The 21,255-nt window shown below is 71.7% G+C and carries 20 protein-coding genes and 1 tRNA gene; 8 read left to right on the forward strand and 13 right to left on the reverse strand.

The genetic code is table 11. From position 1 onward, the window contains the following. Window positions 1-11: 11 nt before the first annotated feature. The 3 genes from P0Y31_RS01430 to P0Y31_RS01440 are packed head-to-tail and all read right to left on the reverse strand — an operon-like array spanning window position 12 to window position 3,089. A complete protein-coding gene (locus P0Y31_RS01430; RefSeq protein WP_275866295.1) occupies window positions 12-893 on the reverse strand; it encodes a carbohydrate ABC transporter permease in 882 nt (293 codons plus the stop codon). Further along, entirely contained in the window at window positions 890-1,762 is an 873-nt protein-coding gene (locus tag P0Y31_RS01435) for a sugar ABC transporter permease (RefSeq protein ID WP_275866296.1), read from the reverse strand. The genes P0Y31_RS01430 and P0Y31_RS01435 overlap by 4 nt, the downstream gene beginning before the upstream one ends. A 1-nt stretch (window position 1,763) precedes the next feature. Further along, window positions 1,764-3,089 carry an ABC transporter substrate-binding protein gene (locus tag P0Y31_RS01440; protein WP_275866297.1) on the reverse strand — a complete coding sequence of 442 codons (1,326 nt, stop codon included), beginning with the start codon at window positions 3,087-3,089 and terminating at the stop codon, window positions 1,764-1,766. A gap of 127 nt (window positions 3,090-3,216) precedes the next feature. Between P0Y31_RS01440 and P0Y31_RS01445 the strand changes: the two genes are divergently transcribed. Together P0Y31_RS01445 and P0Y31_RS01450 are read left to right on the forward strand one after the other, a co-directional pair. Continuing rightward, window positions 3,217-4,386 carry an ROK family protein gene (locus P0Y31_RS01445; RefSeq protein WP_275866298.1) on the forward strand — a complete coding sequence of 390 codons (1,170 nt, stop codon included), beginning with the start codon at window positions 3,217-3,219 and terminating at the stop codon, window positions 4,384-4,386. Further along, entirely contained in the window at window positions 4,367-5,635 is a 1,269-nt protein-coding gene (locus P0Y31_RS01450) for an AGE family epimerase/isomerase (RefSeq protein WP_275866299.1), read from the forward strand. Before P0Y31_RS01445 ends, P0Y31_RS01450 begins: the two co-directional genes overlap by 20 nt. Before the next feature lie 44 nt (window positions 5,636-5,679). Here P0Y31_RS01450 and P0Y31_RS01455 read toward each other — a convergent pair whose 3' ends face one another. Further along, complete coding sequence (locus P0Y31_RS01455; protein WP_275866300.1) at window positions 5,680-6,819, reverse strand: hypothetical protein; 1,140 nt, start codon at window positions 6,817-6,819, stop codon at window positions 5,680-5,682. A gap of 231 nt (window positions 6,820-7,050) precedes the next feature. Between P0Y31_RS01455 and P0Y31_RS01460 the strand changes: the two genes are divergently transcribed. Beyond that, a complete protein-coding gene (locus P0Y31_RS01460; RefSeq protein ID WP_275866301.1) occupies window positions 7,051-7,941 on the forward strand; it encodes an SDR family oxidoreductase in 891 nt (296 codons plus the stop codon). Here the strand turns inward: P0Y31_RS01460 and P0Y31_RS01465 are convergent. The 3 genes from P0Y31_RS01465 to P0Y31_RS01475 are packed head-to-tail and all read right to left on the reverse strand — an operon-like array spanning window position 7,917 to window position 10,375. Further along, window positions 7,917-8,315, reverse strand: a complete 399-nt coding sequence (locus P0Y31_RS01465) for a hypothetical protein (RefSeq protein WP_275866302.1) — start codon at window positions 8,313-8,315, stop codon at window positions 7,917-7,919. The two genes, P0Y31_RS01460 and P0Y31_RS01465, sit on opposite strands and share 25 nt — an antisense overlap. Before the next feature lies 1 nt (window position 8,316). Beyond that, complete coding sequence (locus P0Y31_RS01470) at window positions 8,317-9,348, reverse strand: transketolase C-terminal domain-containing protein (protein WP_275866303.1); 1,032 nt, start codon at window positions 9,346-9,348, stop codon at window positions 8,317-8,319. After that, entirely contained in the window at window positions 9,341-10,375 is a 1,035-nt protein-coding gene (locus tag P0Y31_RS01475; protein ID WP_275866304.1) for a thiamine pyrophosphate-dependent dehydrogenase E1 component subunit alpha, read from the reverse strand. The genes P0Y31_RS01470 and P0Y31_RS01475 overlap by 8 nt, the downstream gene beginning before the upstream one ends. A 138-nt stretch (window positions 10,376-10,513) precedes the next feature. Here P0Y31_RS01475 and P0Y31_RS01480 point away from each other — a divergent pair, with 138 nt between their 5' ends. Genes P0Y31_RS01480 through P0Y31_RS01490 form a run of 3 tightly spaced genes read left to right on the forward strand, consistent with a single transcriptional unit; the run spans window position 10,514 to window position 14,047 of the window. Then, window positions 10,514-11,890, forward strand: coding sequence for a chloride channel protein (locus P0Y31_RS01480; RefSeq protein ID WP_275866305.1), 1,377 nt, complete (start codon window positions 10,514-10,516; stop codon window positions 11,888-11,890). A 60-nt stretch (window positions 11,891-11,950) separates the two neighbouring features. After that, complete coding sequence (locus P0Y31_RS01485) at window positions 11,951-12,661, forward strand: hypothetical protein (RefSeq protein WP_275866306.1); 711 nt, start codon at window positions 11,951-11,953, stop codon at window positions 12,659-12,661. Between the two features lie 9 nt (window positions 12,662-12,670). Beyond that, entirely contained in the window at window positions 12,671-14,047 is a 1,377-nt protein-coding gene (locus P0Y31_RS01490; RefSeq protein WP_275866307.1) for a glutamate decarboxylase, read from the forward strand. Window positions 14,048-14,499: 452 nt separating this feature from the next. Here P0Y31_RS01490 and P0Y31_RS01495 read toward each other — a convergent pair whose 3' ends face one another. From P0Y31_RS01495 to P0Y31_RS01515, 5 genes are all read right to left on the reverse strand, one after another. After that, complete coding sequence (locus P0Y31_RS01495; protein WP_275866308.1) at window positions 14,500-15,420, reverse strand: ATP-binding cassette domain-containing protein; 921 nt, start codon at window positions 15,418-15,420, stop codon at window positions 14,500-14,502. Then, a complete protein-coding gene (locus P0Y31_RS01500) occupies window positions 15,417-16,562 on the reverse strand; it encodes an ABC transporter permease (protein ID WP_275866309.1) in 1,146 nt (381 codons plus the stop codon). The genes P0Y31_RS01495 and P0Y31_RS01500 overlap by 4 nt, the downstream gene beginning before the upstream one ends. Then, window positions 16,562-17,662, reverse strand: a complete 1,101-nt coding sequence (locus P0Y31_RS01505) for an ABC transporter permease (RefSeq protein WP_275866310.1) — start codon at window positions 17,660-17,662, stop codon at window positions 16,562-16,564. Before P0Y31_RS01505 ends, P0Y31_RS01500 begins: the two co-directional genes overlap by 1 nt. Before the next feature lie 78 nt (window positions 17,663-17,740). Then, window positions 17,741-17,881, reverse strand: coding sequence for a hypothetical protein (locus P0Y31_RS01510; RefSeq protein WP_275866311.1), 141 nt, complete (start codon window positions 17,879-17,881; stop codon window positions 17,741-17,743). A 394-nt stretch (window positions 17,882-18,275) separates the two neighbouring features. After that, window positions 18,276-18,365: transfer RNA gene (locus P0Y31_RS01515), tRNA-Ser, on the reverse strand. Between the two features lie 208 nt (window positions 18,366-18,573). Here P0Y31_RS01515 and P0Y31_RS01520 point away from each other — a divergent pair. Next, window positions 18,574-20,034 (forward strand): MFS transporter, encoded by a 1,461-nt coding sequence (locus P0Y31_RS01520; protein WP_275866312.1) that lies wholly within the window; start codon window positions 18,574-18,576, stop codon window positions 20,032-20,034. A gap of 9 nt (window positions 20,035-20,043) precedes the next feature. Here P0Y31_RS01520 and P0Y31_RS01525 read toward each other — a convergent pair whose 3' ends face one another. Next, on the reverse strand, window positions 20,044-20,478 hold the full coding sequence (locus P0Y31_RS01525) for a nucleoside deaminase (protein ID WP_275867063.1): 435 nt from the start codon (window positions 20,476-20,478) through the stop codon (window positions 20,044-20,046). A gap of 64 nt (window positions 20,479-20,542) precedes the next feature. On the opposite strand from P0Y31_RS01525, the gene upp reads away from it, so the two are divergent. Beyond that, the gene (gene upp / locus P0Y31_RS01530; protein WP_275805635.1) at window positions 20,543-21,181 is read left to right on the forward strand and encodes a uracil phosphoribosyltransferase; all 639 of its coding nucleotides are present in this window, start codon (window positions 20,543-20,545) and stop codon (window positions 21,179-21,181) included. Window positions 21,182-21,255 lie beyond the last annotated feature (74 nt).

Here is a 21,255-nt window from a genome sequence, read left to right on the forward strand (position 1 = left end):
ATTCGGCGTGGTCATCGGATCGTCGTGCCCCACATGTTGAGCAGGTACCGGCGCATGACCGCGATGAAGACGATCGCCGGGATGATGAGGAAGAAGCCGCCCGCGAACCGGTAGGCCAGCGGCGAGTCGGACAGGGAGGACAGCACCTGCGCCGGCAGCGTGCGCTGGTTCAGCGTCAGGATGGTCGCGCCGAGCACCTCGTTCCAGCTCATGACGAACGTGAAGATCGAGGCGGCCGCGATGCCGGGCAGGGCCAGCGGGAGCACGACGCGGGTGAAGGCCCCGACCGGGGTGCAGCCGAAGATGCGGGCGGCCTCCTCCGCGTCGACGGGGACGGCGAGGAACACCGCCGAGGTCAGCAGGATCGTCGTCGGAAGGGCCAGGGCGCTGTGCAGCAGGGTCACCGCCAGCGGTGTGTCGTAGACCCCGGTGCTGAGGAAGAGCTGGGCCAGGGGCACCGACAGCACGACGATCGGCAGCGCCCGGGTGAACAGCAGGAAGAGCTGGTAGTTGTCGCGGCCGCGGAAGGCGAACCTCGCGATGGCGTAGCCGGCCGGCACCCCGATGAGGAACGACACCACCAGGGTCAGCAGGCCCACCATGATCGAGTTGATGAGGCCTGCCAGCACGCCGGTGGAGCTGAGGAACGTGCTCATCGTCTCGGTGGAGAAGGCCGTCGGCAGGAACCTCAGCGGGAACTCGTTGAGGGCCGACCGCGACGAGAACGCCGCGAGCGCGATGAGGTAGACCGGGATGGTCATGAAGGCCGTCACCGCCAGGCACGCGACCTGGACGAGGACCCTCCGCCGACGCAGCGCACGCAGCGGTGCCGTGTCGACCGCGAGGGCGGGGCGTGAGGCCTGCGGACGGGCCGGGGCTTCTCGCTGGCTCATGACCGCCCCCCGGCCGAGCTGTCCTTCAGGGTCTTGAGGTAGATGACGGCGGTGACCATCGACACGGCCATGACGACCATCGCGATGGCGGAGGCGACGTTGGGGTTCTGCAGGGCGGTGTACCACCGGTACGTCTCCCCCACCAGCACCGGGAAGTCCTGGCCGGTCAGCGCCTGGGCCACGGCGAAGGTCTGGAACGCCAGGATCGTCCGCAGGATGAGGGCCACCTGCAGGCTGGGCTTGAGCAGTGGCAGCCAGACGTGCCGGAGGCGTTGGAGGTACGAGGCGCCGAAGACGTTGGCGGCCTCGTCGTAGTCCTTGGGGATGCCCTGCATCCCGGAGATCACGATCACGAGCACCAGGGACGTCGCGCGCCACAGCTCGGCCACGAGGATCGCCACGAACATCGACCCGTAGTTCTCGTACGACAGCCAGGAGACGGTGCCGAGGCCGAGCGTGTCGAGCAGCGAGTTGAGGTAGCCGCGGTCGGTGAAGATCGAGAGCCACACCAGGCCGGCGGCGAGGTCCGAGACCGCCAGTGGGATCGCCCACAGGTAGAAGTAGAACGCGTGGCCCCGCGGCCTGGCCTGCAGCAGGAACGCCATCACCAGGGCCAGGAGGAACTGCAGCGGCAGCAGCACGACGATGAGAAGCAGGGTGTTGCGCACGGCCGACCAGAACGCCGGGTCGGCCGTCATCCGCTGCACGTAGGCGGTGGTCGGTCCGTCGGGGCCGACGAACGCCTGCTGGATGCCGGCGACCATGGGCCACCCGAACAGCAGCGCCATGAAGACCACCGACGGCGCGATCAGCAGGTATGCCGGGGGGACCCTTCCCGTGCGCCTCGCGCGAGTGGCGGGGGCGGACACCTCAGACCACCTTGCAGGTCTCGCCCGCCGTCACCGGGTCCGGCGCCCAGCAGGGCACCTTGGCCTCGTCGAGGATGCCCTGGAGCGTCTTGGCCTGGGCGGGCAGCACCTTGGCCGGGTCCGCGCCCTCCTTGCAGATCTGGGTGAAGCAGTCCTTGAAGACCTGCGAGACCTCGCCGTCCTTGGCGCCGAGGCCCACGGGCGGCAGGGAGATGATGGCCTTGGGCGACTCTTGCGTCCCCTTGACGGCCGTGGACTCGAGCTTGACGGCCGGTGGCAGGTCGTCGGGCACGGTGGCCTCCACGACGGGGAAGAAGGCGTTCTGCCGCAGGACCTCGAGCTGGGTCTCCGGCTTGCTGAGGGCCTTGATGACGGTCGCGGCCTTCTCCTTGTCGGCGCCCTTGGGGACGCCGTAGCCGGCGACCACCAGCATGTAGCCGAGCCCCTTGGGTCCAGTCGGCGAGGGCACCATGACCCAGTCGTCAGGCTTGTCCTTCGGGGCGTCCACGAGCCGAGCGACGTGGTCCCACCCGACGAGCACCTCACCACGCGCCATGGGCTCCTGGAGGTTGTCGTAGTTGGTCGAGGCGGGGTTCATGTTCTTCCACAGCTCGGCCATGTACTTCCAGGCGTCGACGGCCTCGGGCGAGGTGAAGGTCGTGATGAGTCCGCCCGTGAAGCTCGGGAGGAGGAAGCCCTGGAACCACCGGTGGTAGAGCCCCTTGGAGCCGGCCGGGAAACCGACGATCGGCTTGCCGGTCGCCTTCCGGCCGGCGATCGCCCAGTCGAGGTACTGGTCGTAGGTCAGGGTGTTGACGTCGGCGCCGGACGGCAGGTGCTCCAGTGCCGCCTTGTTCACCCCGACGACGTAGGTCGCCTGCATCCAGGGGATGTACTTGTTCTGACCGCCACCGAGCTTGCTGAGGTCCCAGAGCTCGTCCGGGATGCCCGCCCCCGACATCTCGCCCGCCAGGTCGCTGACGTCCTCGAGGTTGTCGGCGAGCGGCGCGAGGTCGCCGTGGAGCCCTCCGACCATGCCGATGCCGACCTTCCCGGCGGACACCTGCGTCTTCACCTGGGTGGTGAAGTCGCCGACGGCCATCGAGTTGTAGGAGACCTTCACGTCCTTGACGTGGTCGGCGAGGATCTTCTCGAACCGCTGCTTCTCCTCCACCGGCGTGAACTGGGTGGACAGGAAGGTGAAGTCACCCCCGCCGGAGGTGCTGGCTCCGGAGCACGAGGCGAGGAAGGGGAGAGCGGCCGCGCCCAATCCCAGCTGCAGTGCCGTGCGACGCGAGAATGGTTGCGCGAAAAGGGAATCCGACATGATGGGGTCTCCTGCGACGGCTGCCTTGGGGGGATTGCATCCACATTGGAGGACTTTTGTGCGGTTGATGAACATAATGGCAGCGATGCCGGTAGTGTCAAGGGCTGAGTCATAGGGGAGGTTCTGCGTGAGTGTGTCCGAGACGCCGACGGCCGGCACGTCGCCCGGCCACCTGCTGCGCCTGATCAGGGCGCTCGACGGCACCACGAGGGCCCAGCTGCTGGAGCTCACCGGGATGTCGCGCACGACGCTGGTGGAGCGGCTGGACCAGCTGGCCCGGGCCGGCCTGGTCTACGAAGCCGGCCAGCTCTCGTCGACCGGCGGACGACCGGCCCAGGTGCTGCGGTTCGACGACCGCACCCGGGTGCTGCTCATCCTCGACGTCGGGCAGACCCACTGCCGGCTGTCGGTCTGCTCCCTCGGCGCCGAGACGCTCGCCCACGAGACGTTCCCCGTCGACGTGACCCGGCGACCGGACGAGCTGGTGCCCGAGCTGATCGAGCGCAGTCGCGTTCTCCTGCAACGCTTTCCGGGGCGGGGCGTGGTGGGCGTCGGCATGGGGCTGCCCGCCCCGGTGCAGACGGGCACCGGCACGCGCTGGCCGACGACCACCATGCCGGGGTGGGAGACCTACCCCCTGGCCGACCAGTTCACCCGGAGGTGGCGCGCGCCGATCCTCGTGGAGAACGACGCGCGGGCGATCACCCTGGGCGAGTACGTCCCGGGAGAGGACTCGGAGGGCTCCGACATCCTCCTCGGGGTCAAGTACGCCTCGGGCATCGGTGCGGGCGTGGTGGTCGACGGCCATGCGCTCCGTGGCTCCTCCGGTGCCGCTGGCGACATCGGGCACATCCGCATCACCAGCAACGGGCCCCGCTGTCGGTGCGGGCGACGCGGCTGCCTGGCCGCGCACGTCTCCGGCCGCGCGCTGCTGCGTGACCTGCGCGGCACCGGCGTTCGCACCCTCGACGACATCGTCCTCCGGCTCGACCACGGCGATCGCGAGGTGACGAAGGCGGTCCGTGAGGCGGCGGCCCTGCTGGGCCGGACCCTGAGCAACACGGTGCAGTTCGTCAACCCCAGCCGGGTCGTGCTGGGCGGCATCCTCGGACGCCATCCCCTGGTGGCCCAGCAGGTCTCCCAGCAGATCCACCGACACACCATCGCCCGAATCGCCGACGAGGTCACGGTCAGCGTGGGCACCCTTGGTGAGGAGGCCGCGACCGTGGGCCTCTGCCGCCTCGTCCTCTCGCACGTCTACGACCCGGAGCAGGTCAATGCCCTACTCGCCTCCTGACGACACCACCCCCCGCGGCGAGGGCCGGTTCTCGGAGCCCCCAAGCACCGAGCACCAGGAGTGGCTTGCCGCCGAGCGCGACCGGCTGTGGCGCTTCGGGGCGGCGGCGGTGCTGCCGGACGGCGGCTTCGGGTGGCTCGACGACACCGGCCACGTCGACCCGACGCGCCCCGTGGAGGCCTGGATCTCCTGCCGCATGACGCACGTCGCCGCGCTCGAGGTGCTGACGGGGCGGGACGCCGCGGAGCCCGTCCTCGACCACGGCGTGCGCACGCTCGAGACCACGCTGCACGACACCGAGCACGACGGCTGGTATGCCGCGGTGGGGCCGGGCGAGGCCGTCACCGACGAGAAGCGCGCCTACGAGCACGCCTTCGTGCTGCTGGCCGCGGCCGGTGCCGTGGCGGCGGGACACCCCCGCGGTGAGCGGCTGCTGGACCGTGCCCGGGAGGTGTTCGACACCCACTTCTGGTCGGACGAGGAGGGGATGGCGGTCGACGTCTGGTCCCGCGGGTGGGACCGGCTCGAGCCCTACCGGGGGGCCAACGCCAACATGCACGGTGTCGAGGCGATGCTCGCCGTGCACGACGTCACCGGCGACCGCACCTGGCTCGATCGGGCCTCCCGTGTCACCGAGCGCCTCGTGCACGAGCAGGCGCGCAGCCACGGCTGGCTGCTCCCGGAGCACTACACCCCGAGCTGGGAGCCCGTGCTGGACTTCAACCGGGCCGAGCCGGCCCACCCCTTCCGGCCGTTCGGCGCCACGGTGGGCCACCTCCTGGAGTGGGCTCGGCTCACCCTGCACCTGCGCCACGCGCTGGGGCCACAGGCGCCGTCATGGATGCTCGAGGCCGCTCGAGCGCTGTTCGCCACCGCGGTGGACGTCGGCTGGGACGTCGACGGCGCCGCGGGCTTCGTCTACACGACCGACTTCGCCGGCTCACCGGTGGTGCGCATCCGGCTGCACTGGGTCGTCACCGAGGCCATCGCCGCGGCATACACGCTCTGGGACACCACCGGAGAGGAGGCCTACCGGCGCTGGTACGCCACGTGGTGGGACTACGCGAACCGACACCTCATCGACCTCGAAGGCGGGTCCTGGCGCCACGAGCTCGACCAGCACAACCGGCCGTCCGCCTCGGTGTGGCAGGGCAGGCCGGACGTCTACCACGCGTACCAGGCTGCTCTCCTGCCCTCGCTGGGCTCCATCTCGTCCTTCGCCGGAGCCCTGGGACGACACCGGGGGTGACGCCGAGACGGCGCCGCGCCCGGTGTCGTCGAGGCTGAGCCCGCTCAGCCAGCGTGGGAGCCGGCGCGGCGACGAGCCACCTGGAGTCCGGCACCGGCCGCCGTGGCACCGGCACCGAGGAGGGCCATCAGGCCCAGACCACCGGCACCGGTGAAGGCCAGGCCAACCGGCAGGGCGCTGGCCTGCTGGGTCGGACGCAGAGGCATTGCCGAGGAGGCGCGGTCCGCGGCCGGCGCGGACGCCTCGCGGTAGGCCGCCACGGCCGGGGCAGCGGGACTCACCTCGGAGGTGCGCGCCTCCGGCGAGGTGGCCGCCTCCTCGGGCTGCTCGGGCACCTCGGGCTGCGAACCGGTAGCCGGGACGGACGGCCTCGCGCCACCCTCCCGGAACTCGCCGGTCTCGGGCTGGGGCTCGGGCTGGCTTTCGGGCTGGGTGACGGGAGCCTGGTCCTCGCAGGGCTCGAGCCAGAGCACCTTCTGCTTGGCACCGCCGGGTGCCTCGAGGGAGTCGACGGCGACCTTGAGGTGGTAGCCCTGCTGGGGGTGCGGGGCGACCGCGTCGAGACCGAGGTCCTCCGCCGTGTAGACGCGGGTCGCACCGTCGAAGTCCTGCGCGGCTCCGCCTGCCGGGTCGTCGCTGGTGGGGACGGCCGTCTCGTGCAGCAGCGCGCCACCCCCGGTGGGCGCGATGCCGGTCACGGTGATGTCGGCGGTCTGCCCCTCGTCGAAGCCGAAGAAGGTCACCCGGAAGGCGCACGAGGGGTGCGGCTCGTTGTCGACGCGGGCGTCCCACGCGGCGCCGTCGACCTTGATGGTGCCGTTGTTGCCGGCGGGGTCCTGGGCCCGCTGGGTCGACCCGCGCTCGGCTGCGGGCCGCGAGGAGGGACGCTCGGTGGCCTGCTGCGACTCGGGCCGCTGGGCGGTGGACTGCTCCGCGCTCCGCTCGGCGGCCGGCTGCGGGGCGCCTCGCTCGGCGTCGCCGCCGCGGGCAGCAGGCTTGCCGCTGGTCGAGGCGTGGCCGGGCTTGTCGGGCTGCCCGCCGGCGACGGCCGCGGACGCCACCCCCACACCCAGGGTGCCGGCGAGGCCGCAGCTGAGCGCGATCCGCCCGAGCGGCCGGGTCGCGGCGAGGAGGGCGGCGCCGGTGCTGGTGGAGGTGCGGTGCGTGTCGGGCGTGCTGGTCATGGTCTGGTCTCCCCTTGGTCAGGAACTGGTCAAGTTCGGTGACCACCTCAACGGGGGACTGACGCGGAAGTTACGCATCTGCCGCAGAAGTTGCGCAAGTTCTGGGCAATCCGGACAAAACGACCGTCGGGCTCCCCTGCTTGCGGAGCCCTCGCCGTCCTTCGACGGCCCGGCAGTCACCGGGACCTTGGCCCCCTGCGCCCACCTGCCCGGCGCGCCTAGCGTGCAGGAGTGACCCGGAATCGGCGTGGCGACCCGTTCCCGCGCGGCAAGGCACCGCGGGTCGAGCGCTGGCGCGATGCGCACGTCCTGGTGACGGGAGGGTCGAGCGGCATCGGGCGGGCGTTCGTCCGCCAGGTCGCCCGCCTCGGGTCCACCGTCTCGGTGCTGGCCCTCGACGACGGCGACCTCGCCGCGACGGCGGACGAGTTGGCCTCACTCGGCGTCGGGCACGTCGCGCTCCCCACCGACGTGGCCGACGAGGGCTCCGTGGCATCGGCGGTCGCCCGCGCCACCGGGGCCCTGGGGCCGTGCGACGTGCTGCTGACCTGCGCCGGCATCGCCCACCCCGGCTACTTCGAGCAGCTCGACGACAGCATCTTCCGGCGCACCATGGAGATCGACTACTTCGGCACCCTGTATGCCGTGCGGGCAGTGGTGCCCGCGATGGTCGAGCACGGGCGTGGCAGCGTCGTCGGCATCTCGTCGACGGCCGGGCTGGTCGGGGTGTTCGGCTACTCGGCCTACTCGCCGCCCAAGTTCGCCGTGCGCGGCCTGCTCGAGGTGCTGCGGGTCGAGCTGCGCCCCAAGGGAATCCACGTCGGCTGCGTCTGCCCGCCGGACACCGACACGCCGCAGCTGGCGTACGAGAACCTGTTCAAGCCACCGGAGACGTTCGCCATCTCGGGCGCCATCAAGCCCTTCACGCCCGAGCGCGTGGCGGCCAGCATCGTCCACGGCATGGAGCGGGGTCGCTTCCTCATCACGCCCGACTGGCAGGGCCAGGTGGTCGCGCGCACGACCGGCCTGGCGCGGGAGGCATGGTTCGCGTACTTCGACGCGCGGGTCCGGACGTCACACCGCACGAGCGGAGGCGCTCACACCACGCGGGAGCCGAAGTAGACCGCGAGGACACCCCCCAGGACGAGACACCAGGCGATGATGACGACCTCGACCCACATCTGGCCCGAGCCGGGCAGCAACCGGAACAACCCGTTCTGCAGGTTGAACGTGAGGTCCATCAACCCGAGGAAGACCAGCGCGCCCGCCGTAAGGAGCCCGAAGACGGTGGCGTAGGCGGCGCCGCTGAACAACCCGACGGCGGTGACGAGTGAGCACGCGGCATTCCATCCGTCTGCCACGGGAAAGGCTCGCTCGAAGCGCAGGTACCACTCGTCTGGCACCGTCTGGACCGTGCCCCGCAGGAAGAAGTCCAGCCAGTAGGCCACGATGCCGACGCCGTTCACAACGAGCAGCACGGCGAGGACGGTGTCCACGTCAACCCCCTCTCCCCGGACGGCTTGCCAGCAGGAAGTGGGCCGCGGCCATGATGCGGTCGACGTTGGGCAGCACGGCGTCCTCCAGGTCGCGCGCGTAGGGGATCGTCTCCTCGGTGGTGACCCGGGCGTAGGCGGACTGCACGCCGTGCTCGCCGAGCAGGGCCGCGACCTCCCCCGACAGCCCACCGCGCGTGTAGTCCTCGTCGACGACGAGGACCCGCCGCGTGCGGGCTGCGAGGTCGAGCACCGCCTCCGAGTCCAGAGGCGCCACGCTGCGCAGGTCGAGGACGGCCGCCGAGAGCCCCTCGGCTGCAAGGCGGTCCGCCGCCTCGACGCAGCGATGCACCCCCACCCCCAGCGACACCATCACCAGATCGGTGCCTCGTCGCCGCAGGGCAGCCACTCCCAGCGGCACGGGCGCGGGCTCGCGGGCAACCTCGCCGTGAACGCCGGCGGCGGGCACGTCGAACTCGACGCCCGCCCTGCTGGCGCCGCCGACGTAGTCCAGCCACTGCTCCGACAGGAGCTTGTGCTCCAGGAACACGACCGGGCCGGGGGCCGCGAGCGCCGACAGGAGCAGGCCCGCGGCGTCCGCGGGTGTTGACGGGACGACCACCGACAGGCCCGGGATGCCCGCGAGCAGTCCCCACAACGCCTGCTCGTGCTGGCCGGCATCCCCGTAGCCACCGCCGCAGGCGGCACGGACCACCAGGGGCGCCTGCCAGCGGCCGCCACTGAAGGCCTCCAGCTTGGCGGCGTGGTTGAGCAGCTGGTCGAGCGCGACGCCGATGAAGTCGACGAACATGACCTCGACGACCGGGCGCAGTCCCGCCATCGAGGCGCCGAGCGCCGTTCCCAGCAGGGCCGACTCGCTGATGGGGCTGTCGACCACCCGCTCGCCGCCGAAGCGGACGAAGGCGTTGCGCCGCAGCATCCGCACGTCCTCACCGATCACCACCACCCGTGGGTCGCGGGCCATCGCCAGGGCGAGCGCCCGCTCGACGGCCTCCGAGAACGACGTGTCAGCCATCGCGCACCGCCCTGGCCAGCGCCTCACGCAACGCCGTCTCCACCTCGAGACGGGCCTGGCCGGCCAGCTCGGTCGCCGCGGCAGCGGGCAGCTTGCGGCCCGCCCGGCGCACCGGGTCGCTGGCGTCGCCCGGACGCCTCACCGCCACGGAAACCGCCTTCGAGCCCATCGAGGTGAGGGCGGCCAGTCGGTGCAGCAGGGGAGCTCCCGGCTGGGTCCGCAGCTCGCCGAGCAGCGGGCCGACCTCGGTCGCGAGCTCACTCACGGCGGAGGTAAGGCGCACCAGCGGGTCGCCGAGGAAGTGCCCCTCGGGCCGTGGGCAGGTCGCCAGCAGCGTCGCGGGCCCCCTGCCGCGCCGCGCCCGGAACACCGCGCTCGAGGCGGCTCGGGCCACCGCCTCGACGTCGCGGCCGTCCACCCGCTCCACCGGCATACCGAAGGCCGCCAGGCGGCCCCGCAGCCCACCACCGGTGAGGGCGCTGGACCTCGTGGTCACCGCCCAGCGGTTGTCCTTGCACACGAAGACCACGGGCAGGCGCCAGGCGGAGGCGAGGTTGAGCGACTCCATGAGCATCCCCTCGTTGACCGCGCCGTCGCCGAAGAAGGCCACCGCGACGCCGCCCTCGCCCTTCGCGCGCTCGGCGAAGCCGAACCCGCACGCCAGCGGGCCGGATGCGCCGACGATGCCCGAGGCCGCAGCCAGGTGCGCGCGCGACATCAGGTGCATGTGGCCGGCGCGGCCGCCGCAGAGGCCGTCGGGGGAACCCAGCACCTCCAGGAGCAGCGCGGTGAGGTCCACGCCGCGCGCGACGAGTGCTGGGGTGGACCGGTAGTCGAGAGCCAGGGCGTCGCGTTCGTCGAGGTTCGCCACCACGCCGGCCACCACGGCCTCCTCGCCGATGCCGAGGTGCATCTCCCCCGACACCAGGCCGTCGCGCCACAGTATGGCGAGCGCCTGTTCGGTCCACCGGATCCGACACATCTGCAGGTAGAGCCCCTGCAGCCGCTCGCCCCGGCTGGTCGGCATGGTCCCTCCCTCCCGCTGGAGTCCACCGTGGCTGGCGTGCGAGGCGGCCGCTAGGGCCCTAGGTCACCGAGCGGACCCAGCCGTCAAGAGACGGCGCTACGTTGTCGATGAGGGCTCTGCTGCGAGGAGGCACATCCGGTGACCGACCCCAACGCCTCCCACGATGCCGCGGCACCGGGCCCGGGCGGCCCTGTGCCGTCACCGCCGGCGGGGCAGCCGGTCATGGACCCCGCTGCCGTCGTGCGCTCCAAGCCGTACCTGTCGGCGCTGTTGCTCGCCGCCGTCCTGGGCATCCCGATCTCCGTCGCCGCCTACGGCTTCCTGGCGCTGGTGGCCGCAGTCCAGACGTACCTGTTCACGGACCTGCCGAACAACGTCTTCACTGAGGGCACGCCCGCCTGGTGGCCGGTGCCCTGGCTGGCGCTGTGCGGACTGCTGACCGGCTTGACCATCCGCCACCTGCCCGGCAACGGCGGCCACTCGCCCGCCCTCGGCTTCCACGCCGGTGGGGGCCCACCAGCAGACAGAGAGCTGCCCGGCATCGTCCTCGCCGCCTTCGCCACGCTCAGCCTTGGAGCCGTGCTCGGACCCGAGGCTCCGCTGATCGCTGTCGGCGGCGGCCTTGCAGCGCTCACCGTCCGCCTGGCGAGGAAGGACGCGCCCCCGATGGCGCTGACGATCATGGCCTCGGCGGGCAGCTTCGCTGCGATCAGCACGCTGCTCGGCTCTCCGCTGCTGGGCGCCTTCCTGATCATGGAGGCTGCCGGGATCGCCGGTGCGACGCTCACCCTCGTCGCGCTGCCGGGCCTCCTCGCCTCCGGCATCGGCGCCCTGGTCTTCGTCGGTCTGGACAGCTGGACCGGGTTGGGCACGTTCTCGTTGGCCCTCACGACCGTGCCACCGGCAACGGCTCCGACGCTGGCGAGCCTCGCGTGGGCGGTGCCGGTAGGCGCAGCCGGAGCGCTGCTCGGCTGGGTGATCCGCCGGGTCGGGCTCTCCCTGCGCCCGATCGTGCACGCCAGCCGGGTCCTGGCGACCGCGGCCCTCGGCCTCCTCATCGGTCTCACGGCGATGACCTACCAGCTCATCTCGGGAAACAGCTTCAGCGAGGTGCTGTTCTCCGGACAGGACGCACTGCCCGACCTGGTCGCGCAGGCCTCCAGCTACTCGGTCGGCGCGCTGATCCTGCTCGCCGGGTGCAAGATGCTGGCCTACGGGCTTTCACTGAGCGCGTTCCGCGGCGGCCCGGTCTTCCCCGCCATGTTCATCGGTGCTGTGCTGGGCATTGCGGCGAGCGGTCTGCCCGGCCTCGACCTGGCGCCGGCGATCGGCATGGGCATCGGCGCCATGTGCTGCGCCATGCTGCGGCTGCCCCTGACCTCGACGCTGTTGGCGACCCTGCTGCTCGGCGTCGACGGCGTGGCGGTGACACCGCAGGTCGTGGTCGCCGTGGCAGTCGCGTTCGTCCTCACCAGCGTCCTGCCCGGTGCGGGCCGTCTCACCCGCGAGGGATGAGCCGCTGGCAGCGGCCTGCGTCGGAGGGTGGTGCCTGTCGAGCCGTCGAGAGGAGCCAGCATGTCCGTGCGGCCGGCCCTGCTCAACGCGCTGATCGCCTGGTTGTTCGTCGTGGGGTCCTCGTGCTTCGTCGTCGGGTCGGTCCCGGCATACGCCAACGCCGTCGGCGGTCCCGTGGACGGGATCACGTACTTCGTGGGTTCGATCTTCTTCACGGCGGCTTCGCTCGCCCAGCTCCTGCAGGCCCAGAGCCCAGCGTTGACCGGCGTCGACGAGGCCGGCCAGGAGTCGCGGGCACCGGTCAGGCTCTGGAACTGGCTGCCCCATGACCGCGCGTGGCTCGCCGCGATCACGCAGTTCCCCGGAACGGTGTTCTTCAACATCAGCACACTCGCCGCCCTCACCCACAACGCGAGCGCGGCGGAGGAGAACCGGTATGTCTGGCGCCCGGACCTGTTCGGTTCGACGCTGTTCCTCGTTGCGAGCGCGTTCGGCGTGCTCGCCGTCTCGGACCGCCTCCTCAGCCCCCGCCCGCGCTCGCTGCCGTGGCGCATCGCGTGGCTGAACATGGTCGGCTCCGTCCTCTTCATGGCCTCTGCACTGGCCAGCTACGTCATCCCGAGCACGGACGAGCTGGTGAGCACGCGGGTAGCCGTGGCGGGCACTCTCCTCGGCGCAGTGTGCTTCCTGGCCGGCGCCGCGCTGATGTTCCCCGCCTGGCGACAGGCGCTCGTGCGCACGCAGCCACCGCTGCACCCCCAACACCCCTAGGACACGCACATGACCACCGATCTGGACTTCAACGCCGCTGCCGCCCTCTTCGGCAACAGCTTCGCCACCCGGGAGGTGCCGAGCCACGAGTTCCCCGACACGGGCATGACAGCGGTCGACGCGATGCGGATGGTCGCCGAGGACCTCGCGCTGGAAGGCGACCCGGCGCGCAACCTCGCCACGTTCGTGACGACGTGGATGGAGCCGGAAGCTCAGCGGGTCATCGCCGCCAACCAGCACCGCAACTTCATCGACCACGCCGAGTACCCCCGCACCGCTGAGATCGAGCAGCGCTGCATACGGATGCTGGCCGACCTCTTCCACGCACCCGGCGAGACCACCGGAGCACGCACCCAGGGTTCGTCCGAGGCCATCATGCTCGGGGCGCTCTCCTTGAAGTGGAACTGGCGCAAGCGGCGCGAGGCGTCCGGCGCCTCCACGACGAGTCCCAACCTCGTCTTCGGCGGGGACGTCCACGTCGTGTGGGAGAAGTTCTGCCGCTACTTCGACGTGGAGCCCCGCGTCGTCCCGCTCCAGCCTGGCAAGTACACCATCGGCCCCGACGACGTCAGACCTCACGTCGACGAGAACACCATCGGGGTCGCGGCTGTCCTCGGGACCACCTTCACCGGGCACAAGGACGACATCGTCGGGATCAACGACCTGCTGGTGCAGGTCAAGCAGGAGCGTGGCCTCGACATCCCCCTGCACGTCGACGGGGCGAGCGGTGGCTTCGTCTGGCCCTTCCTCTACCCCGACTCGGCCTGGGACTTCCGCCTCGAGCAGGTGCACTCCATCAACGTCTCAGGGCACAAGTTCGGCCTCGTCTACCCCGGCATCGGCTGGCTGGTCTTCCGGGAGAAGTCCGACCTCGCCCCCGACCTGGTCTTCGAGGAGAACTACCTGGGCAAGACCGACGCCACCTTCACCCTGAACTTCTCCACCGGTTCCGCGATGGTGCTCGCGCAGTACTACAACCTCGTCCGCTACGGGCGCGCCGGCTACAGCTACATCATGCGCAACATGCAGGCGAACGCCCACCTGCTGGCCGACAAGCTGGCCGCCATGGGCCGGTTCGAGCTGATCGGCCGAGACGAGGAACAGCTCCCGCTCGTGGCGTTCCAGCTCTCCCGCGACCACGGCTACGACGAGTTCGACATCGCCTGGCAGCTGTCCGCCGAGCGCGGCTGGATGGTCCCGGCCTACACCCTTCCCCCCAACGCGCAGGACGTGACGATCATGCGCGCCCTGGTCAAGCAGACCCTCAGCCGCGAGCACGTCGACACCCTCGCTCGTGACATCGAGGAGGCCTGCGCAACTCTCGCGCGCAAAGGCGGAGCCCACGAGTCCGAGCGCAGGAAGGTCGTCACCGGCCCAGGACACTGACCTGCCAGAGATGGCCGTTGGCCGTGGACTGAGGAGTGGTCGGCCCAGACCCGCTGCCCCGTGCAGTCGACGGTCACGGTGCCCCCTGGGGAAGGATCCACTGCGGGCGGGTGTGGGAGGGCGGGCGGCCAGCACCGCGTCCACGGCGGCCAGCATCCCCCGCTCGCCGAGGGACCGCAGGATCCAGCCGAACTCGCGCGCCGGGCTGAGCTCCTCTGAGGTCTCCAGCAGCAGGACGCCCCCCTCGAGCACCGCAGGGTCGGCCGGAAGCGTCCCGTCGCCAGGATCCGCTGCACCACGTCCGCGCAGCCACCCCACGTCCGACCTGTCACCGACCTCGACGGCGCGCCGTGGGTGAGCCGCTGGATGCCGTCTTGCCGTCGACCATGCGGGTGATCATCTGGCAGCGGACCCGAGAGTGGGCCGGATCATGGTGCGGTGGGGGTCGGTCGTCATCGCTGCGCTTGCTCAGCTGCGGGGTCGTCGGGTGGTGCCGTGACGAACCGCGCGGGGTCCTCGGCGAACTCGGTCCGGCAGCCCGAGGAGCAGAACCACCAGGTGCGGTCGGCCCAGTCCAGGTGCGGACCGGTGGGTTCGACCGGCATCCGGCACACCGGGTCGAGGGGCAGGGTGGTGATGGCCTTGAACCGTCCGTCCTCCAGCCACAGGACGCGGTCGGCGACCACTCGCAGGCGGTCGTCGTGGCTGACGATGACGACGCAGCGCTGGTCGTCGTCGGCGAGCTGGCGCAGCAGCCGCGCGAGGTCGCGGCCGCGGGAGGCGTCGAGGTTGGCGGTGGGCTCGTCGGCGAGCAGCACGGGCGGGTCGTTGGCCAGGGCACGGGCGACGGCGACGCGTTGCTGCTCGCCACCGGACAGTTGAAGTGGCCGGGCCCCGGCCCGGTGGGCGAGGCCGACGCGCTCGAGCAGGGCGCGGGCGCGGTCGGTGGCAGCCGCTCCGGTGGCGCCGGCCAGGTTGGTGGCGACGGCGATGTTCTCGGTGGCGGTGAGCGCGTCGAGGAGCGCGTAGTCCTGGAAGATGAACCCGAACGTGCGCGCCCGCAGGGCGGGCAGCGCCTTCTCGGGCTCGGCGGCCACGTCGACGGTAGTGCCGTCGCGCTTGGTCACCGTGATCGAGCCGGCCGTGGGCCGCAGCAGCGCCCCCAGCATGAGCAGCAATGTGGTCTTTCCCGACCCGCTGGGTCCCATGACGAGGAGGACCTCACCCGCAGCCACGTCCAGGCCGACGTCGCGAACGGCCGCGACCTGGGTGGAACCGTGCCCGTACGTCTTGGTCAGGCCGCGCACCCGCAAGGTGTTGCGCGCGAGACCGGTGCTCGCTCCAGCTGGGCTGGGGTCGGTGGTGGCGGTCATCTGGACTCCCGGAAGGCGGTGGCGGCGTCGAGCGTGGCGATGCGGCGCAGCGGCCACAGGGCGGCGAGGAGCCCGACCACGAGGGCGCCGGCAGCGAGCTGGACGGCAGCGGCGGCGGTGATGCGGATCTGGATGGCAGGCGCTACGAGGGGAAGGGCCCAGGCGAGGAGGCGGCCGAGGACGACCGCGGCCACGGCGGCGAGAGCGACGGTCCACAACACTTGCACGGCAACCGCGCCGGCGAGCCGCAGGGTGCTGGCCCCGAGGGCTTTGAGGACCGCGAAGTCGCGCAGTCGGCTGAGGGTGGCGGTCATCAGGCCGAGCGCGATGACCGCGAGCGCGATGAGCAGTCCGATGGTCGACATCAACCGGAGGAGGTTGGCGCTCATGTCGGTCACGATGCGCGCTTCCGAGGCGGCGAACTGCTCCCTGGTCTGCACCGTGTCGTGCGGCAGCGCGGCCCGGACCCGGGCGGCCAGCACGTCCGGCTCGAGCCCACGCTCCGCGCCGAGCAAGACGTAGGAGGTTGGGGCACTGCCGCGGACGCCGGCGAAGTCTTCGGCCGTGGTGAACACCGTGGTGTTGGTGATGCTGGAGCCGCCGGTGCTGAGCCCCGCCACCCGAAGCCGCGAGCCGAGCACGGTGACCGTGTCGCCGAGGCCGACGCCGAGCGTGTCCGCGGCCTGCTCGTCCAGCACGGCCTCGCCGGTCCGGGGCGTCCGGCCGGCCGTGAGGACGGCGGGTCCACCGCGCCCGCTCGTGGGGTCGTAGCCGATCAGGTACGTCAACTGTCGGCCACGAGGCCCGGCGACCGAGCCGGAGGCGAGCCCGATCGAGGACACCCACGCGACGCCGGGGACCGACCGGAGCCGGTCAGCGGTGTCGGCTGGCAGGGTGGAGGCGCTCATGTGCATCGTCTTCACCCCGGCCTGCGAGACGAACACCGAGGCCGGAGAGGTGCGGATGTAGAAGGTGACCCGCTCGATGGCGCCGGCGAAGATCCCACCCAGCAGCAGGACGAGCAGCAGAGATGCGGCAACCCCGAGCACCGTCAGCGCGGCCCGGCGCCGCTCGGCGAACAGGAACCGGCGCCCCACCGGGACGGTCCCGAGGCGGAGCGGGTCGCGGGTCGCGGCGCCCATCACCGACTCCGGAAGGCGGTGGCCGGGTCGAGGCGGGCCAGGCGGCGGGCGGGCAGCCAGGCAGCGAGCAGGGCCATCACGACAGCGGCGGCGGCGGTGGCGACCACCGTCGGCATGGTGACGGCCACCGGGAACGCGGGCCACCACCAGGAGATCACCTGCCGAGCGACGGCCATTAGCAACACTGCCGCCAAGGCCCCGAGCCCGGTCAGGGCGGCGGTCTCGCCGACGGCGATGCGACGCAGCCGTCCCGGCGAGGCGCCCATCGCTTTGAGGATGCCGAGGTCCCGCTGTTGCTCGGTGACGCGCGTGTGCGCGACGAGCGCGACGATGAGCGTCCCGGCGACGAAGGCCACGGCGACCATGAGCCGCACGGGGGACCCGTAGATCCGGGTGGCGAGGGTGAGCGCGGCCTCGTGCAGCTGGGCCGGGGTGCGCACGGTCAGCCCGGACCGGGTCAGCTGCCCGGTGATCGCTACCGGGTCGGCGTGCGGGCTCAGGCTCACCAAGACGCTCCCAGTGGTGCCGGTGGCGCGCAGCATGCCGGTCATCGCGTCCGTGGTCGTGAAGAGCAGTGGTGTCATGAACATGGTGGTGTCGTCGGTCAGCGCGACCACCCTCATGGTGTGGCCGAGGACGGGCAGCTGGTCCCCGATGGCGAGGCCATGCTCCGCTGCGAAGACGGCGTCGAGTGCGACCTCGTCATCCGCACCCGGGGGGTGGCCTGCGGCCAGTGCCCAGGGGCCGCCAGGACGGCCGGGGGTGCTGGCGGCAGCGGCCACCGCGGCCTTGCCGTGGGGCAGCTCGAGGATCAGGTACAGCGTGCGGATGGGGTCGGCGGCGGCCACCCCGGGTATGCCGCGGACAGTGGCCAGCGCGTCGACCGGCAGGCCACCCGGGTCGGCGAACAAGCTCTCGGTGCCGGGCGGGACCACGACGAGGTCGGCGCCCAGGTGATCCTCGTAGACGGTGATCCGTTGCTGGACCCCTTCCCAGAGCCCGCTGAGCAGGAGCATGAGCATCAGGGCCAGCCCCACACCGACGGCGCCTGCGGCTGTGCGCACCGGACGGGCGGCCAGCAGCCGCCTCGTCAGAGGCACCCTGCGGCGCCGTCCTCGTGTTGTGGCTGCCATTGGCGTCACCTCCCGCGACCGCCGTCCGGTGGGCCGAGCAAGTGCCTAGCGCCGGTCGTGCCCGCCGTGCACTCCCATCATGGCCGCCATCATCCCGACGCACAGGAGAGCCCCGAGGATGGAACCGCCGGTGCCTCGGCCGGTCAGGACCAGCCCCCCGACGAACAGCAGCATCGGGACACACATGAGAAGCATCGTGAACATGTGGCCGTGGCCGTGGCCCCGCGCGGAAGCCGGCTCTGGGGCGGTCAGCGGGGCTGGCACGTGCTGGCTGCCAGGGTGCGGCTGCTGTGCGCTCACGGGGGATCGTCTTTCCGGGGCGGGTGTCGGCTCTGTCCGCCCATGCCTCGAGCGTCCGACTGGCACCTGAAGACGGCCGGTCGGTCGTGTGAAGATTCGATGTCAGCCATGCGACCGGGACACCCGCTTCGGGCCCGCCCTCACCGCCGAGCTCCTGCGCGAGCAGACCATCGAGCCGCGCCGGGACTACCAGCCGCAGAACCTCGCACGGCCCCCGAAATGAACGACAGCCGAACCCACACGATGGGTCCGGCTGTCGCGGATCTCTTCAGAGATCACATGGCGGTGGCGGTGGGATTTGAACCCACGGAGGAGTTGCCCCCTCACACGCTTTCGAGGCGTGCTCCTTAGGCCGCTCGGACACGCCACCGCCGAGCAGGGTACTAGAGCAGCGGACCGCCGAAGAAATCGGGCCCGGGCAGCGACCGGCCGACTGTCCACCGCGGCGCGGCGAGCAGGCGGTGAGCCCACGGCATACCTCGGAAGGGCAGTGGTCTGTAGTCCGCCGGCAGGCCTCGGCCCGACCAGCCACCGGATGCGAGGGAATGGATCGACTGGCGGACGCCTTGTCCCCTGACGTGACCCCAGCCACAGCAGACGCCGTCGGACTGCGGTCCGAGCGGGGGCCGATCCTGCTCGCCCTGATGGTCTCGACCGGACTGATCGCGATCGACGCCACCATCCTGGCCACGGCCGTGCCGTCGATCGTGCGCGACCTCGGCGGCTTCTCGCAGTTCCCCTGGCTGTTCTCGGTCTACCTGCTGGCGCAGGCCGTCTCGGTGCCGCTCTACGCCAAGCTCGCCGACACCCTCGGGCGCAAGCCGATCATGCTGCTCGGCATCGGCCTGTTCCTGATCGGCTCGGTGCTCTGTGGCCTCGCCTGGAGCATGCCGGCGCTGATCGCCTTCCGGGCGCTGCAGGGCCTGGGGGCCGGTGCGGTGCAGCCGATGGCCATCACCATCGCCGGCGACATCTACACCGTGGCCGAGCGGGCCAAGGCGCAGGGCTACATCGCGAGCGTCTGGGCCATGTCGTCGGTCGTCGGCCCGACGCTCGGCGGCGTGTTCTCGCAGCTCGGCATCTGGCGCTGGATCTTCTTCGTCAACGTGCCGCTCTGCCTGCTCGCCGGGGCCCTGATCGTGCGCAACTTCGACGAGAGCGTCACCCGGCGCCGGCACAGGATCGACTACCTCGGCGCCGGGCTGCTCACGGTGGGCATGACCCTGGTCATCCTCGGTGTGCTCGAGGGCGGCCAGGCCTGGGCGTGGGGCTCGCCGGTCAGCCTGGCGGTCTTCGGTGTCGGCGGCCTGCTGCTGGCGCTGTTCGTGCCCGTCGAGCGCCGGGCCGCCGAGCCGGTGCTGCCCCTGTGGGTGCTGAGCCGCCGGCTCCTGGCGACCACGACCTTCCTCGCCCTCGGCATCGGCGTGATCCTCATCGGGCTCACCTCATTCGTGCCGACCTACCTCGAGAACTCCCTCGGCGTCAGCCCCCTGGTCGGCGGCCTCGCGCTGGCTGCGCTCACGCTGGGCTGGCCGCTGGCCGCGACGTTCTCGGGGCGCCTGCTCTACCTCCGCCACGGCTTCCGCCCCACCGTGCTGGTCGGCCTCGGGCTCGTCGTGCTGGGCTCGGGCAGCCTGGCCCTGCTCGCCCAGTCGCCGTCGGTGGCGGTGGTCGCCGTGACCTGCTTCGTCGCCGGCATGGGCATGGGCCTGGTCGCCACCCCGTCGCTCATCGCCGCCCAGGCCAGCGTCGCGTGGAACGAGCGTGGCGTGGCCACGGGCACCAACATGTTCGCCCGCTCCATCGGCAGCGCGGTCGGTGCCGCGGTCTTCGGCGCGGTGGCCAACGCGGTCATCGCCGCGTCGGGCCGACCCGAGACCGACCCCGGCACCGCCACCGACGCGGGCGCGGCGGTCTTCCTCGCCGTCTTCGTCGCCGCCCTGCTCACGGTCGTGGCCGGAGTGCTGATGCCCCGCGTCAGCGCCCACGAGGTCGAGCCGGCGGGCGAGCGCCCCACGGAGGACGTCGAGGTCGCCTGAGCCGACGCCTCAGACGCGGTGGTCGGCGAAGAAGTCGAGCAGCACCTGCGAGCACTCGGCCTCCCGGACCCCGCCGACGACCTCGACGCGGTGGGTCGCCCGCCGGTCGCGCACGATGTCCCACACCGAGCCGCAGGCCCCCATCTTGGGGTCCCAGGCGCCGAGCACCAGGGTCGAGATGCGTGAGAGGAGCAGGGCTCCGGCGCACATGGGGCAGGGCTCGAGGGTCACCACCAGCGTGCAGTCCTCCAGGCGCCACTCGCCGGTATGCCGCGCGGCCGCCCGCAGCGCCACCACCTCCGCGTGCGCAGTGGGGTCGCCGTCGGCCTCGCGCAGGTTGCTGCCCTCGCCGATGACCTCCCCCGCCGGGGAGACCACCACGGCCCCCACCGGCACGTCGCCGGAGGCGGCGGCCGCGGTGGCGAGCTCGAGCGCACGACCCATCCACGCGGCATACCGGGGGTCGGGCATTGGACGTCGGTGGTCGGGCACGCGCTAAGTTTCGCCTATGCGTGTCCACGTCGCCGACCACCCGCTCATCGCCCACAAGCTGACCTACCTGCGCGACAAGCGGACGGACTCCCCGACCTTCCGCCGCCTGGCCGAGGAGCTGGTGACCCTGCTGGCCTACGAGGCCACGCGCGAGGTGCGCGTGGAGCCGTTCGAGATCGAGACCCCCGTGGCCCCGACGACCGGCATCAAGCTCAGCACCCCGAAGCCGCTGGTCGTGCCGATCCTGAGGGCGGGCCTGGGCATGCTCGAGGGCATGGTCCGGCTGCTGCCGAGCGCCGAGGTCGGGTTCCTCGGGATGCAGCGCAACGAGGAGACCCTCGAGGCCATCACCTACGCCAACCGCCTGCCCGACGACCTCAAGGGTCGGCAGTGCTACGTGCTCGACCCGATGCTCGCCACCGGCGGCACCTTGGCGATGACGATCCGCTACCTCGTCGAGCGCGGCGCCGACGACATCACCGCGGTCACCCTGCTCGCGGCTCCCGAGGGCATCAAGCACCTCGAGGACGAGATCGCCGACCTCAACGTGCCGGTGCAGCTGGTCACCGGCGCCGTCGACGAGCGCCTCAACGAGCACGGCTACATCGTCCCGGGCCTCGGCGACGCCGGCGACCGTCTGTACGGCCTGGTCTGAGGCGGGAGGCCCCCCGCTCGGCGCGCCTGACCCGTCCGATTTGCCGCATCTGTGACGATGCTGTGATGCCCCCT

This window comes from Knoellia sp. 3-2P3 (assembly GCF_029223115.1).
Classification (GTDB): Bacteria; Actinomycetota; Actinomycetes; order Actinomycetales; family Dermatophilaceae; genus Pedococcus_A.